16 protein-coding genes are annotated in these 14,832 nt (G+C 54.8%); all 16 read right to left on the bottom strand.

The genetic code is table 11. The features are described from left to right. Positions 1–28: 28 nt before the first annotated feature. Entirely contained in the window at positions 29–1,051 is a 1,023-nt protein-coding gene (locus tag ACT3R7_RS08415; protein WP_496198996.1) for a tryptophan--tRNA ligase, read from the bottom strand. Between the two features lie 64 nt (positions 1,052–1,115). Beyond that, complete coding sequence (locus ACT3R7_RS08410; RefSeq protein WP_496198995.1) at positions 1,116–1,637, bottom strand: pilus assembly PilX family protein; 522 nt, start codon at positions 1,635–1,637, stop codon at positions 1,116–1,118. Then, a complete protein-coding gene (locus tag ACT3R7_RS08405; protein WP_444491577.1) occupies positions 1,634–2,092 on the bottom strand; it encodes a prepilin-type N-terminal cleavage/methylation domain-containing protein in 459 nt (152 codons plus the stop codon). Before ACT3R7_RS08405 ends, ACT3R7_RS08410 begins: the two co-directional genes overlap by 4 nt. Next, positions 2,092–2,511, bottom strand: a complete 420-nt coding sequence (locus ACT3R7_RS08400) for a prepilin-type N-terminal cleavage/methylation domain-containing protein (protein ID WP_444491578.1) — start codon at positions 2,509–2,511, stop codon at positions 2,092–2,094. The genes ACT3R7_RS08405 and ACT3R7_RS08400 overlap by 1 nt, the downstream gene beginning before the upstream one ends. Beyond that, positions 2,512–2,910, bottom strand: a complete 399-nt coding sequence (locus ACT3R7_RS08395; RefSeq protein ID WP_444491579.1) for a type IV pilin protein — start codon at positions 2,908–2,910, stop codon at positions 2,512–2,514. Positions 2,911–2,973: 63 nt separating this feature from the next. After that, a complete protein-coding gene (ispH, locus tag ACT3R7_RS08390) occupies positions 2,974–3,951 on the bottom strand; it encodes a 4-hydroxy-3-methylbut-2-enyl diphosphate reductase (RefSeq protein WP_496198994.1) in 978 nt (325 codons plus the stop codon). 43 nt (positions 3,952–3,994) lie between these two features. Further along, complete coding sequence (gene fkpB, locus ACT3R7_RS08385; RefSeq protein WP_018918965.1) at positions 3,995–4,441, bottom strand: FKBP-type peptidyl-prolyl cis-trans isomerase; 447 nt, start codon at positions 4,439–4,441, stop codon at positions 3,995–3,997. A 78-nt stretch (positions 4,442–4,519) separates the two neighbouring features. Beyond that, entirely contained in the window at positions 4,520–5,062 is a 543-nt protein-coding gene (gene lspA, locus ACT3R7_RS08380) for a signal peptidase II (RefSeq protein ID WP_192539520.1), read from the bottom strand. After that, positions 5,055–7,886, bottom strand: coding sequence for an isoleucine--tRNA ligase (gene ileS, locus ACT3R7_RS08375; RefSeq protein ID WP_496198993.1), 2,832 nt, complete (start codon positions 7,884–7,886; stop codon positions 5,055–5,057). Before ileS ends, lspA begins: the two co-directional genes overlap by 8 nt. Before the next feature lie 7 nt (positions 7,887–7,893). Further along, a complete protein-coding gene (ribF, locus tag ACT3R7_RS08370; protein WP_417422301.1) occupies positions 7,894–8,991 on the bottom strand; it encodes a bifunctional riboflavin kinase/FAD synthetase in 1,098 nt (365 codons plus the stop codon). 126 nt (positions 8,992–9,117) lie between these two features. Continuing rightward, positions 9,118–10,707 (bottom strand): murein biosynthesis integral membrane protein MurJ, encoded by a 1,590-nt coding sequence (gene murJ, locus ACT3R7_RS08365; RefSeq protein ID WP_496198992.1) that lies wholly within the window; start codon positions 10,705–10,707, stop codon positions 9,118–9,120. Positions 10,708–10,960: 253 nt separating this feature from the next. Then, positions 10,961–11,227: a 30S ribosomal protein S20 gene (gene rpsT / locus ACT3R7_RS08360; protein ID WP_018918970.1), complete on the bottom strand. Its 267-nt coding sequence runs from the start codon at positions 11,225–11,227 to the stop codon at positions 10,961–10,963. Between the two features lie 265 nt (positions 11,228–11,492). Further along, entirely contained in the window at positions 11,493–12,248 is a 756-nt protein-coding gene (locus tag ACT3R7_RS08355; RefSeq protein ID WP_496198991.1) for an amino acid ABC transporter ATP-binding protein, read from the bottom strand. Next, positions 12,245–12,913, bottom strand: a complete 669-nt coding sequence (locus ACT3R7_RS08350) for an amino acid ABC transporter permease (protein ID WP_496198990.1) — start codon at positions 12,911–12,913, stop codon at positions 12,245–12,247. Before ACT3R7_RS08350 ends, ACT3R7_RS08355 begins: the two co-directional genes overlap by 4 nt. 65 nt (positions 12,914–12,978) lie before the next feature. Next, positions 12,979–13,755: an amino acid ABC transporter substrate-binding protein gene (locus ACT3R7_RS08345; protein WP_496198989.1), complete on the bottom strand. Its 777-nt coding sequence runs from the start codon at positions 13,753–13,755 to the stop codon at positions 12,979–12,981. Between the two features lie 256 nt (positions 13,756–14,011). Next, the gene (locus ACT3R7_RS08340) at positions 14,012–14,701 is read right to left on the bottom strand and encodes a hypothetical protein (protein WP_496198988.1); all 690 of its coding nucleotides are present in this window, start codon (positions 14,699–14,701) and stop codon (positions 14,012–14,014) included. Positions 14,702–14,832 lie beyond the last annotated feature (131 nt).

The following is a 14,832-nucleotide window of genomic DNA, read 5'->3' as shown; positions in this document are numbered from 1 at the left end:
GTTTTTAGTAGGTGGCGCCTTTTACTATTTAAATAAAGCGGCCGAGTCCCACCGCTGAACGAAGCTGATCCATAGTTTTGGCTGCCTCTTCACGCGCCCGCTGCGCACCTTTTTGCAATACGGCTTCAATATGGGCGGGATCTTCCATTAGCCTGTAATAACGTTCTCGGGGTTCGCTCAGATGCGCATTGAGATACTCAAACACCTGGTTTTTGGCATCTCCCCAGCCGATACCCGCGGCATATTGTTCGCGCATGGCGGCCGTTTCGCTTTCATTGGCAAACGCTGAATAAATCTGGAACAGCGTGCAGGTATCCGGATCTTTAGGTTCGCCGGGCTCAAGCGAGTTGGTTTTGATTTTACGCACCAGCTTTTGAAGCTTTTTTTCAGGTGAAAACAGCGGGATCGTATTGTTATAGCTTTTGGACATCTTGCGCCCATCCAGGCCTTTCAACACCTCGCCCGTTTCACTTACTACGGCTTCGGGTAGAGTAAAGTACTGACCTTTATAAAGGTGGTTGAATCGACCAGCCATGTCGCGCGCCATTTCGATATGCTGAATCTGGTCGCGCCCTACCGGCACCTTGTTGGCGTTGAACATCAAAATATCGGCAGCCATCAATACCGGGTAGCCAAACAGGCCCATGGTGACGCCTTTATCAGCATCCTGGTCGCCCGCCTCCTCGTTCTCAGCCACGGCTGCCTTATAGGCATGGGCACGGTTCATGAGCCCCTTGGCGCACACACAGGAAAGCATCCAGGAGAGCTCTTGAACTTCAATCAAGTCAGACTGGCGGTAAAAGATTGCGTTGTCGGTATCCAGCCCAAGCGCCAGCCAGGTAGCGGCAATTTCCAGGCGTGACTCTTGTACGCGCTTCGGGTCCTGGCATTTGATCAGGGCGTGATAATCCGCCAGAAAATAGAACGATTGTACGTTGGGGTCCTGGCTTGCTTCTATGGCCGGTTTAATCGCACCAACGTAGTTGCCTAAGTGCGGTGTACCAGTAGTCGTAATACCGGTTAGGACGCGGGTTTTGGCAGTTTGACTCATTGTGTTTAGGCTCTTGGGCAAATAGGCCTATCATAACGCGCTGATTTACGCGTGGCGAATAGCATTAGCGTAAGCCTGCCAGCTGCCATTGTGGCTCGGCGTCAGTCTTGAAAAATTCAAGCTGCGTGACCAATGCGTCATCGGGAACTTGCCCATGGCGGCTGGCGGTAATCGCCACTCGATCATTGCTGAGTTTCTTGATATCGATGGCGATACCTTCTGCTAGAGGATCCTGTTGAGCGGTATCACGGCCCACAGCTAAACGGCTGAGAAATGCCTCAAACGCGCCTACATCCAATAACGCATCGAGCTCTTCTGGCTGAAGGCGGTAATGATCCCCAGCGCTCAGCGCCTGGGGCGCTTTAGTTACTTGGTTTAAAAAAGCGTCCCGCTGGGCTGAACGATGGCTATCCGCCAACGCAGCCAGCAGGCTTTCATCGATCATCTGCGCTTGCACCGAGGAACGGAAATTCCCTGCCAAACGCTCATCAACGAGTGCTGACTGCATGCCAGCGACACCGAGTAACAGCGCCGCGGAAAGCATCGCCATTACAACGACTAATGCAGCTCCTTGCTGATGCTTCATAAGCTAACGCCTGTGGGAGTAACTACTTGGCTTCGCTGCATCACGTGCCATATAAAGGGCGCTTGTTTTGAATCTGCAAAACGCAAGGTTATACGGTGCAGCCCCGCTACGCCCTGAACATCTTGTTCAAAAAGATTAACGGTATGGCAATCACGGCTGCCTTTATAAAGCCCCTCAATCAATGGCTGGCCATTTCGGCGTAGCGCGCAGGTGTTATCGTTAACTAACGATTGGCTAATCTCATAGCGGCTTCCTGCACCGTGGCGAACGTCTCGCGTTAATGCCTCGGCAGCAAAGATAATGGCTTCCTGCTGACGACTGATCGTCTCCACACGAGTAAAGGTGGTCACCGTGGTTAATAAAAGCTGCCCAGCGCCTAGAATAATAACCGCCCCGATTACCATGGCGACCATGACTTCAACTAGCGTAAAACCCGCTTGGCGTGTATTGACCACTACGCCCCCTCACTTAACGGCAGTGTAAATACGTAATCAAGGAGCTCATGCGCCTCTTGTGAAGGCCAGGCGTTAACCGTAATGGAGACGGTAAAGTGACAGCGTCCATCAACCACGCTGCGCTCAACCTCACCCGCGGAGCCTTCAAGCGGCGCATCAAGACCTTCAAACCACTGAGCCCGCCAAGCGCTTCTCAGGCTAGCAAGATCAATGCGGCGGCAATTCTGTGTTGTTGCAAGCTGTCCCCAGGCGCTCTCCTGCATATCGACAGCCGCCAAGCTCGCGGCCGAGTATTGATAGCCGGTCGAGGCACTTTGCAGCGAGGTTAATTGCATTGCCGCAACTCCCATAAGCCCAAACGCTAAAAGCGCCAAGGCAATCAGTGCCTCAACCAGCGTGAACCCGCGTTCGCGCTGCATTTACCAGCAATCCTTGGGTAAGCGTTCTCCTCGACTATTAAGCGTAATAGCCGTTTCGCAACCATCGTCTTGAAGCGTAGAAGCGCTTAGCAGATAGCCATCCCCCTCCTCTTTTGAAAGCGTAAGGGTGTAGCGCTTGCCGGGAGATTGAGAGGGAATGTCACACTCATGATAGGTATACATGCGGGAGTTGCAGCGTTCCAGCTCAGCGGCTGCCTGCATCAACCCCGCATGTGCATCGGTACGCAGGGAGGCTTGAAGGTGACGGGTATAGATAGGATAGGCCATGGCCGCAATGAGGCTGATAATGCCCATTACCACCACAAGCTCAATAAGCGTAAAACCGCGCTGGCACTTTGGCTTGCCACCAGCGCGTAAAGCGTAGAGATAAAACGTCAAATAATGCTCCTGCTCAGGCCACCGCATACACTTTCAGTATGTCGGAAACCGATGCGCAGTGCATTAGCTGCTGACGATTACCTGCTCACGAAGCTCTTTAGGCATGGAGAACGTAATGTTCTCTTCCCGGCCAAGCAGCTCTTCAGGCATGGCAGCGCCTAGGGATTGCAGCTTGGCGATAACCCCTTTAACCAGCACTTCCGGAGCGCTTGCGCCAGCCGTAACGCCGATACGGCCAACGTTCTCAAGCCAGGCGGCGTCAATCTGATCGGCATTATCGATCAGGTACGCTGGAGTCCCCATGCGCTCGGAAAGCTCACGCAGGCGGTTGGAGTTTGAGCTATTGGGACTTCCTACAACGAGCACCAAGTCACTGTCGGCGGCAAGCTCGCGCACTGCGTCCTGGCGGTTTTGCGTGGCGTAGCAAATATCGTCCTTACGCGGACCGCTGATCTCGGGAAACTTGTCGCGCAAAGCGTCGATGACCTTGGCCGTATCGTCCATCGAAAGCGTCGTTTGCGTCACGAAGGCCAGCTTGGAAGGGTCGTTGACGACCAGATTGGCAACGTCCTGTTCATCTTCCACCAAATAGATATGTCCGCCGTGAGCCGTATCGTAACGTCCCATGGTGCCTTCTACTTCCGGATGGCCCGCATGCCCGATCAGCACGCACTCATGGCCACGCTTGGCGTAGCGCAGCACTTCCAAATGCACCTTTGTAACTAACGGGCAGGTAGCATCAAATACTTTCAGCCCACGCCGGTCGGCATCGGTTTGAACAGCCTGAGAAACACCGTGGGCCGAAAAAATCACGATCACGTCATCCGGCACTTCGTCGAGTTCTTCCACGAAGACAGCCCCACGCTCGCGCAGGGTTTCCACCACAAAGCGGTTATGCACCACTTCATGACGGACATAAATGGGCGGTCCAAACACGTCGAGGGCTCGGTTGACGATATCGATAGCGCGATCCACGCCGGCACAAAAACCACGCGGATTGGCCAATTTGATCTGTATGGGCTGTGCTTGCGTCGATTGCATAATAGCGCCTTGATGCGTAAACGCATCGCTAGTGAATAATAAACTAGTGCGTAGTGACGGGCTTAACGTCGAGAATCTCGACTTCAAACGTTAATGTACGCCCTGCCAGCGGATGGTTAAAGTCCACCTCTACGCGATCACCTTCAATGGTTTTGACCACACCAGGCAATTCCGTTCCCGCTTTATCGGCAAACGACATGACCATCCCCAGTTCAGGCTCTTCATCACCGAAATCGGCCCGTTTGAGCGTCTGAATATTCTGTGGATTGTGCTGACCAAACGCATGCTCGGGAGTTATTTGAAACGTCCCGCTTTGGCCCGCGGCCATGCCTTTAATGGGATGCTCAAAGCCTGGCGGCAGATTGCCATCGCCGAACTGGCAGACAGCCGGTGCCTTCTCTTTGGTTGAATCCACCACCGTGCCATCTTCAAGCTTTAAGGTGAAGTGCAGCGTCACTTCCATCCCGTCGTCAATTAGGTAATCGCTCATTACTCTGCTCGCTATTGGGTGACACCGCGGCCGTAGACCTCGTGGGTGAGACCGCGGGTTGATTAAACCACTCTTCGATCAGGTCACAGTCCGATGAGCTTTCTTACGACGTCGCTCACCCATGACTGATTCCCAGATTAATCCGATGGCGCCTAAGACAATACCAATATCCGCCACGTTGAATGCTGGGTAGTACCAGCCGGCCACATGAAACGATAGAAAGTCGACCACGTAGCCATGCACCAGACGGTCATACAGATTACCCAGCGCCCCACCAATGATCAGCGGCAGTGAAATGGCCAGCAGCTTTTCATCCGCCCTGACCCGTGAAAGCCAGATGGTCAGGCCCACGCTTGCCCCTATGGCAATAATGGCGAAAAACCAACGCTGCCAGCCCGGGTGAGTGCCTAGAAAGCTGAACGCCGCCCCGGTGTTATGTATTAACGTCAGATTGAAAAACGGCAGCACTTCCACCGGCTGCAGATACCCCAGCTGACTGCTGGCAATCGCCTTGGTGGCCAGATCCAGCACAATCACAGCGACGGCCAGCCACAACCAGCGCAACGGCTGCCGCATGGGCGGCCGAGTGCTTGTGGAGGCGACAGGTTCAGGCTTAGGCATAGCGACGCACCTCACCCGGGCCATCCGGCAGGTTAAGGATCGAGCGCTCACAGAGCGTGGGGTGTTCAGGATGCGTACCCACGTCTGGGCGACGCTCCCAGCTACGTTCGCACTTATCAAACGTGCTGGCCACAACTGCTACCTTGAGCCCGTCAAGCTCGCTATAGGCGGATGCATCGGCATCCGCAAGCGGCTTGAGGGTCGCTTCCGAAGTAATCAGCACAAAGCGCAGCTCATCGCCCAGGCGTGACAGCAATACATTGAGTTCATCGCTGACATACAGGGTAACTTCGCTATCCAGCGAGCCTTTGATGGCGCCCTCGCTGCGCGCTTCTTCCAAGCGCTTATTCACCGCCTGTTTGACCTCAAGCACAGCTTCCCAGTACTCGCGGCCCATCTCGGCGCCAGCATCAAGGGGAGTCAGGCCGGTATAGTAGGTTTCCAGCAGTACGCTATCGCCACGCTTGCCTGGGATATGCTCGTAGATCTCTTCGGCGGTGAAGGAGAGGATCGGTGCAACCCAGCGAGATAACGCCTCGATGACGTGATAAAGCGCACTCTGGCAGCTGCGGCGTGCCAGCGAATCGGGCTGAGTGGTGTACTGACGATCCTTGATGATATCCAGGTAGAAACCGCCCAGATCGCGCGAACAGAAAGTGTGAACCTGCTGGTAAACGTCCAGGAAGCGGTACTCTTCATACGCTTTCTGAATGCGCTCCTGCAGCTGCAGTGCGCGATCGACGACCCAGCGATCCAGAGCGATCATATCGTCAAAGGCCACCATATCGCGCGCCGGGTCAAAGCCGGTCAGGTTACCCAGCAGAAAGCGCGACGTGTTGCGAATACGCCGATATACGTCCGCTGTACGCTTGAGGATCTCATCCGACACGGCCATTTCATTTGAGTAATCGGTCGAGGCCACCCAGAGGCGCAGAATATCCGCGCCCAGCTTGTCCATCACCGACTGCGGCGCGACGACGTTGCCCAGCGACTTGGACTGCTTGCGGCCTTGCGAGTCGACGGTAAAGCCGTGGGTCAGCAGCTGACGGTATGGCGCATGGCCGTCGATTGCCGAGCCGGTCAGTAGCGACGAGTGGAACCAGCCGCGGTGCTGATCAGAGCCTTCCAGATACAGATCAGCTCGCGGGCCGCTTTCATGACCATGCGGATGTGAGCCGCGCAGCACATGGCGGTGCGTGGTACCCGAGTCAAACCAGACGTCCAGCGTATCGGTGATCTTGTCGTACTCGGCGGCTTCAGCACCCAGCAGCTCGGCGGCATCCAGGCTAAACCAGGCATCGATGCCCTGCTCCTGTACGCGTTTGGCGACTTCTTCCATCAGCTCAACAGTGCGTGGATGCAGCTCGCCGGTTTGCTTGTGCAGGAAGAACGGAATCGGCACGCCCCAGTTACGCTGGCGCGAAATGCACCAGTCCGGGCGGTTGGCGATCATGCTGTGCAGACGCGCCTGGCCCCAGGCGGGGGTGAACTGAGTCGCTTCGATACCTTCCAGCGCACGCTCACGCAGGGTTTTACCGTCTTTCCCCTGAATATCCATGCCCACGAACCACTGGGCCGTCGCGCGGTAGATGACCGGCGTTTTGTGGCGCCAGCAGTGCATGTAGCTGTGCACGATGGGCTTGTGGGCCATCAGCGCACCCACTTCTTCAAGCTTGGCGACGATGTTGGGGTTGGCTTTCCAGATCATCTGGCCGCCAAAGAACGGCAGATCATCAACGTACACGCCGTTGCCCTGCACCGGGTTCAGCATGTCGTCAAAGCTCATGCCGTGGGCGCGGCAAGTATTGAAGTCATCCAGGCCGTACGAAGGCGCAGAGTGAACGATACCGGTACTGCCCACTTCCGATTCGACATAATCAGCCAGGTAAACAGGTGACAGGCGATCATAGAACGGATGGCGGAAGTTGATCAGATCAAGCTTTTCGCCTTGAGTGGTGGCAATGACCTCACCTTGTAAACCAAAGCGCTCAAGGCAGCTTTCCACCAGCTCTTCGGCAAGCAGCAGCAGGCGCTCGCCGGTATCCACCAGCGCGTAGGTAAATTCGGGGTGAACGTTGAGCGCCTGGTTGGCAGGAATCGTCCAAGGCGTGGTGGTCCAGATCACGACTGCCGCCGGCTTGGGCAGCTCGCTCAGGCCAAACGCAGCGGCAAGCTTGTCGGCATCTTCCACCGGGAAGGCAACATCGATCGCATCTGACTTCTTGTCCTGATACTCGACTTCCGCCTCCGCCAGGGCCGAGCCGCAGTCAAAGCACCAGTTGACCGGCTTCAGGCCTTTGAAGACGTAGCCCGCTTCAACCATGTCGGCTAATGCGCGAATCTCCCCCGCTTCATTGGCGTAGTCCATGGTGCGGTAAGGATGATTCCAGTCGCCAATGATCCCCAGGCGCACGAAGTCAGCTAGCTGCGTTTCAACCTGAGCACCGGCGTATTCACGGCACAGCTCACGGGCTTTTTCAGGCGCCAGGTGTTTGCCGTGCGTGGTTTCTACCTTGTGCTCGATCGGCAGACCATGGCAGTCCCAGCCCGGCACGTAAGGGGCGTCAAAGCCCGCCAGGTTTTTCGACTTAACGATAATATCTTTTAAAATTTTATTAACGGCGTGACCAATATGGATACTGCCGTTGGCGTAGGGAGGGCCATCGTGCAGTACAAACAGCGGTGCACCTGCGCGCGCTTCGCGCAGGCGCTGGTACAGGTTCATATCCTGCCAGCGTGAAACACGCCCCGGCTCCTGCTTGGGCAGCATGCCACGCATGGGAAAGTCGGTTTCAGGCAAGTTTAGCGTGTGCTTATAGTCCATGGTTCGGTCAGCCGTTGTTAGTATCGGCAGCGTCATCCGCCGAAGAAGGATCAGAAGAATTTGTCTTGGAAGCCGTTGTCTTGGAAACCGTTGTCTTGGAAACCACTGTATTTGAAATCATGGCCTCACGCCCAAGCGGGGCCGAGGCCAGCGGTAGCGCGGTAGTACGGTCAGTGACTGCCGTCGCAAAGTAGCGATGCGCTTGACCCTGATCGCGCTCAATTTGCGCTTTTAGCGCATCAAAGTTGTCGAATTTCACTTCCCCACGAAGCCGCGCACAGGGAAATACTGTCATGCGCTTGTCGTAAAGATCACCATCAAAATCAAATAGGTGCACTTCCAGAGTGGGCCGTTTGGAACCCACCGTGGGTCGAAAACCTACGTTGGCGACCCCATAATGGCGCTGGCCGTTTTCAAGCGTCACCCCAACGGCATACACGCCGCGCAGAGTTAATGGCTGAGGCAACAAGGGCAGATTCGCCGTGGGTACGCCGATAGTGCGGCCCAGCTGTTGGTCACGCACCACACGCCCTTCAAGCGAGTAAGCCCGGCCCAGCAGGCTTGCCGCCACGGCGAAGTTACCGCTGGCAAGCAAGGTACGCACCCGGGAGCTTGAAACACGCTCATTCTCGACCGTAAAGGTTCGGGTATGCTCCACTCCAAAGCCGCGCTCTTCGCCTACCGCCGCCAACAGCGCGAAATCGCCCTGCCGGTCGCAGCCAAAACGAAAGTCATCGCCGACCACCAGATGCTTAACATTCAGCCCTTTGATCAACACCTGATCAATAAATTCACGCCCGGTCAGACTTCTAAGCGCGTTATTGAAAGGCAGGCACAATACCTGCTCAGCGCCGTACTGGCCTAATAGACGCACCTTTTCACGCAGGCGCGTCAAGCGTGGCGGGGCCTGGTCGCCGGCAAAATACTCACGCGGCTGGGGCTCAAACACGACCACCGTTAACGGCACGTTCAGGCGTGCGGCATGTTCACGGCACTGCTGCAAAATCGCCTGATGGCCACGATGCACGCCGTCAAAATTACCAATGGTAGCGACGCAGCCACGTTGTGCCGCCGCCAGATTGTGCAGTCCTCGAATGACGCGCATGGCACCTCAGCCGTTAATAATTTGCCGCTCCCAGGCCTTATCAGGCTTAGGCGAGGCATAAAAACCTCTGATTATAGCGAACCTACGCTAATATATGTCTAACTCTCTACGTTTCAACGTATCGATTTAGCTTTGCATCTTAAAATGCCGCGGCCGCAAACCAAACGCCGCCAGCCAGACAAAGTAAAGCGAACCGCCCAATCCGACCAGGCCACTCACCCAGGCAACCCGCTGCCACAGGCTAAACCCAAGCCATTCCTGCCACCCAGGCGACACTACATAGAGGGCGACCGCCATTAACGCGCTGCCCCCCAGCAGCTGCACCGCATAACGCCCCCAGCCCGGCTGAAACACCAACACACCCTGTTTGTGCAACAAGTACCCCAGCAGACCAGCATTCAAAAATGCCGAAAGCGCGGTGGCTAACGCCAGGCCGGCATGGGCCAGCGGCCAGATCAAAATAAGGTTGAACACCATATTAGCGACCATGGCGATGATACCCACCTTAACCGGCGTTTTGGTGTCCTGGCGGGCAAAAAAACCAGGCGCCAATACCTTGATCAACATAAAGGCTACCAGGCCAAAGGCATAGGCGCGCAGGCTCATCGCCGCCATTTGAATATCGTTATCGGTCATTGCGCCATAGTGAAACAGCGTAATCAACAGAGGTTCCGCCAAGACGGCCAGCGCCAGCGCAGCGGGCAGGCCTAACAGCAGCACCACACGAATCGCCCAGTCGAGCATGGCGGCAAAATGCTCCTTGGACTGCGAGGCATGGCGCTTGGAAAGCGCAGGCAAAATGACCGTGCCAATCGCCACGCCAAACACACCCAACGGCAGCTCGACCAGGCGATCAGAGTAATAAAGCCAGGAGACGCTACCCGCGGCAAGCAGCGAAGCCAATACGGTATCCAGCAATAAGTTGATTTGCGATACCGATACCCCGAACAGCGCGGGGGCCATCAGCTTTAAAATACGCTTAACGCCGTCGTGGGCAAAATTTGGCCAGGGCGTGGGCATGAGTCCTAAGCGCATTAAAAACGGCACCTGGAAAACCAACTGGGCAGCCCCGGCAATCAGCACACCCCAGGCCAGGGCCATGGCGGGTTCTTCCATTAGCGGCATTAAAAATAGCGCCGCCCCAATCAGTGAAAGATTGAGCAAAACCGGGGTAAACGCAGGCACCGCAAAGCGGTTCCAGGTATTGAGTACGCTGCCTGAAAATGCCGTGAGCGAAATAAGCAGCAAATACGGGAACGTCAGCCGCAGCATATCGGCCGTCAGCGCGTGCTTGTCAGGGTCGCTACCAAAACCTGGGGCAAATACCCAGATCAGCCAAGGCGCGCACAGCATCGCAATTGCGGTGATCAGGGCCAGCAACGCCGTTAAACTACCCGCCACCGCGTTTAAAAGCTCGCGGATCTCCTGCTTACTGCGCTGGGTCGAGTATTCGGAAAGCACCGGCACAAAGGCCTGGTTAAAGGCGCCTTCGGCAAACAGACGGCGTAGAAAGTTAGGAATCTTGAAAGCCACAAAAAACGCGTCCGCGCCATCGCCCGCCCCGAGCAGGGTCGCGACCACCACATCGCGCACCAATCCCAATACGCGCGAAAGCATGGTCATGGCACTCACCACCAGCCCTGAGCGCATTAGCCCACGGCATGGCGGCACATCCAGCGTGGTAGAGGTTTCGTCAGGGGGCGTGCTTTGGGTCATTTTTTTGATCCATGGGCGCTGGCAACCAATACCCATCAAGGGGCGCTAGGCTTCGTATGAAAACTGCTTACGCTCGATCATGCTGCGTTAAAAATCGGCTCAAAATACTCATTTACACCCTGTAAACTCCGTTTTTTCGCCGATTTTTGCCTTGCCTGATCTTCGCTCACCGACTTTTCATACAAAGCCAGGATAAAACCATCAGACACAAAAAAACCGGCCGCAGCCGGTTTTTTTTATGGCGCCTGCCGGCTTACGCCGCCAGAGCCTTAATACGCTTGTTCAAACGGCTTTTCAGGCGCGCTGCTTTCTTCTTGGAAAGCACGTCCTTATCAGCGATACGGTCAACGACCGGCTGCATTGCCTTGAACTCTTCCATCGCCTTAGCGTGGTCGCCAGTGCCAATCGCTTTGATCACACGCTTGATATAGGTGCGGACCATGCTGCGCTGGCTGGCTTTCAGGACGCGACGAGTCTCGGCCTGGCGGGCGCGCTTGCGTGCTTGCTTGCTGTTCGCCACAGGTATCTCCTTGGAGAATAAAGGTTGCCGCTAATTCGGCAACGGATTAACTATGTATGCGCCGCTGATGTGCTCACTATTAAAGGTGCCCACCACACGACTTCCTTAACAACCAATTGATTTGACGAGCAATTAAGCTAAGTCAAAGTGTGTGACCGGCAGTCAATCTGGCTGCCCGCCCACGGGTCTTGTCTGAGAGGATGGCGTAGTCTATCACGCGTAAAGCGCCCTTGCTAGCGCATTATAAAACGCCCTTCAAGCCTTTTTAGGGCAGGGGCTGGCCCGTCGGGGCAAGTATTTTACGCAAAAAGTGCTGCGTACGCGGGTCTTTAGGTGCGGTGAACAATTCCTCGGGCGGGGCTTGCTCAATGATCTGCCCTTCATCCATAAAAATCACCCTATCCGCCACGTCTCGGGCAAACTGCATTTCGTGGGTCACGATAATCATGGTCTGCTGTTCAGTGGCAAGCTGCTTCATCAAGCTCAGCACTTCATCTACCCATTGCGGGTCTAGTGAAGAGGTGGGCTCATCAAACAAAATCACATCGGCGTTGGCGGCCATTGCCCGGCCAATGCCAACGCGCTGCTGCTGGCCGCCGGAAAGTGCCGCCGGATAAGCATCGGCCTTATCGGCCAGGCCAATACGCTTGAGAATCTCTCTTGCTCGCGCATGGGCTTTTTCCTTGGGCAGTTTATCCACGACGATCATGCCCTCACTGATGTTCTGAAGCGCCGTTTTATTGGCGAACAGGCCATAGTTCTGAAACACAAACGCCGTCCGTCTACGCAGCTTTAAAATATCGGCGCGGCTGGCCTTCTGCACATCCACCCGCAGATCACCAACGGTGATGCGCCCCGAGTCCGGGCGCTCCAAAAAATTAATGCAGCGTAAAAGGGTTGATTTGCCGGTGCCTGAAGGGCCGATAATCACAATGATTTCGCCCCGCTCAAGGGTTAAATCAATATCGGCAAATACGTTTTGCTTACCAAAACGCTTGGTGACGGCTTCAAGCGAGATCATCGTTGATACGCCCTATTCAGATAAATTTCCAAGCGGCGCTGGCCCCACGAGAGTATTTCCACCACCACCCAGTAAATAACCGCCACGAGCAAAAAGGCTTCCAGGTATAAAAAGCTGCTGGCGGCCTCTTTTTGGGTTGCCCCCATTAGCTCTGTGACGCCCAGCGTAAAGGCCAGCGACGTTGCCTTGATGATATCAATGAAGTAGTTCATCAACGTTGGCGTAGCCACACGGGTAGCCTGAGGCAGAATAATACGCCGCATCAGCTGTGGCTGAGTCATGCCAATCGATAGCGCCGCTTCGGTTTGGCTACGGTCAATCCCCACGATAGCGGCACGTATCGACTCGGCCATGTAAGCCGAGAAGTGCAGCGTCAGCCCCATGACGGCAGCCGTTACACCGTTAATTGATACCAACGCCTCAACCAGCTGAGGCAAGCCGTAATAAAACAGGAACAGCTGCACTAATAGCGGCGTGCCTCGAAAAAACGAAATAAACAGCAGCGCAAAGCCGTTTAAAAGCGGCACACGGGTAACGCGAATCACGGCCAGTAAAGAGGCGAGTATCAGCGCCAGCAGCATGGCGATAGTCGCCATTTGAAGGGTAAGCGGCAAATAGCTTAGAAGGACCGGTAACAGTCCCCACATATATTCCAGGTTTAGCATGTCAGCATCGCTTATAAGCAAACGGCCGTGGATTACCCACGGCCGACGTTACTACAGGGTAGCGTTTATTCCGCCTGCTGCGTGATATCGACATCAAACCACTTTTCCGATAGCTCGCGTAACGTGCCGTTCTCACGCAGCTCGGTTAACGCTGCATCTACCCGGTCACGCTGAGCATTGCCTTGTTCATTATTACGAAACGGCAGCGCATTCTCGATTACCGTGAAGGGCTTGCCAGCAAGCGCCAGAGGTAATCCGCGCTCTTTAATCACCTGAGTGGCGCTCACGCGGTCCATAACGAACGCGTTGATACGCCCCAGCGCTACATCCTGCTCGACGTTTGACTCGTAGGTGCGGATATCAATCTCGGCCGCATTGGGCAGCTCGCGCAGCAACTGCTCATAGTTAGAGCCCAGGTTAACCGCCACCGTTTTACCGGAAAGGTCTTCTACGCCCTCAATAGACTCGTTACCCGCACGAACCACCACCTGCGCGCCGTCATACACATAAGGGGCGGTAAATACGTACTTGGCTTCGCGCTCAGGCGTGATCGTAATCTGGTTGGCAATGGTATCGATGCGCCCAGAATCCAGCATGCCGGCTAACCCAGAGAAGCTCGCCGTCACAAACTCAACGTCGTCGCCGGTGATCTCGCCCACCGCATTCATTACATCAACCTCAAAGCCTTTGAGTTCATCGCGCTCAACAAAGGTAAACGGAAAATAGCCGCCGGACATCCCCACCTTCAGCGTATCGGCATGAGCCTGCACAGCAGCAAAACCGCTGGCTAGGCTTAATGAAAGTACCGCGACTAATACGTTTAAACGGCGTGTTCGAGTCATCAGTTGGCATCCTCATTGGCAAAGATCATTTGCACGGGTGATAGGGGGTAGGCTGGGCAGGCTTTAATAAGCAACGGATCAGCTATGCATGCATCATAAACACAAAAAAGAATATTAAAAATAGTTTTTATGCATCAGAGTTATTAGAGATTACATAAAAGCATACGCGCTATTGCTGACACACCAGGATACTGCCCTTGATAGCCAATTGTAGCCGCAGATGAATGAACCCGTCGTGCAGCTAATAAACGGATTTTTAACCGCCAGTGATATTTTTGAAGGTTTTACGTGAGGCTGGCTGACGCTCTTCATCGAGTATCGATCCGCCCAGTGTGGCAAATTCTTCACTCAACTCGACCAGCTTGCCCAGCTGCACCTTATCGAAGCCGCGTTTGCGCTTGGGCTTTTCAACAATCAGGCTTATTCCACCGACTAAGTTCGCCTCCTCCAAAAACACTTCTTCGGCAGGCATAATACCCGGTGGGTAGGCGTTGGCTATGCGTATCGGATTTTGTGGAGTGACACCTGAAGCTATATATAACTGAAGCGAAGCGTCATAACGCGCCTCCCATGTTTGCAGCAGAGCATAGATCTTTTGGTTAAGTTCAGGGCCCGGCTGATCAAAAATGACAAACAGAGAATACGAGGCACTAGGTGGCAGTGTGGGAGGAGGAGAAGGAGGAGCGCTATCCAGCTCTGCAGAGGGCGTCGGTTTAGCCACTGCCGCGCTTTCTTTTACTGGCACAGGGCTTGGCTTAGCGCGTGTAGAAACTGCTGACTGTCTCGCACGTTTACCCGCAACGGTTAGCCAAAAGCTATCCCGCCCGGCAGCCAACCCCAGCGCCTCTTTCTTGCAGAAAAAGAAATAACCCACGACCACTAGCGTATTAAAGCTTAACCAACCTGCCGCAATGGCCAGGGTCAATGCCAGCGTATGTGCGTTCATTGCTTAATTCCCACTACTTTTTACAAGACGGTAAGTATCAGCTAGTCAGAACAAAAAGCAATTTTAATGGGCTAAGCAATTAGTGCAATGATGCGAGGGAAAGGGAAAGTGCGAAAGGCAAAATATGAGTT

The sequence above is a fragment of the Halomonas sp. AOP43-A1-21 genome (genome assembly GCF_052376775.1).
GTDB classification, from domain to species: domain Bacteria; phylum Pseudomonadota; class Gammaproteobacteria; order Pseudomonadales; family Halomonadaceae; genus Vreelandella; species Vreelandella colorata.
The sequence above is the reverse complement of the archived record's forward strand: the minus strand, read 5'-3'. Positions and strand labels throughout refer to the sequence as shown.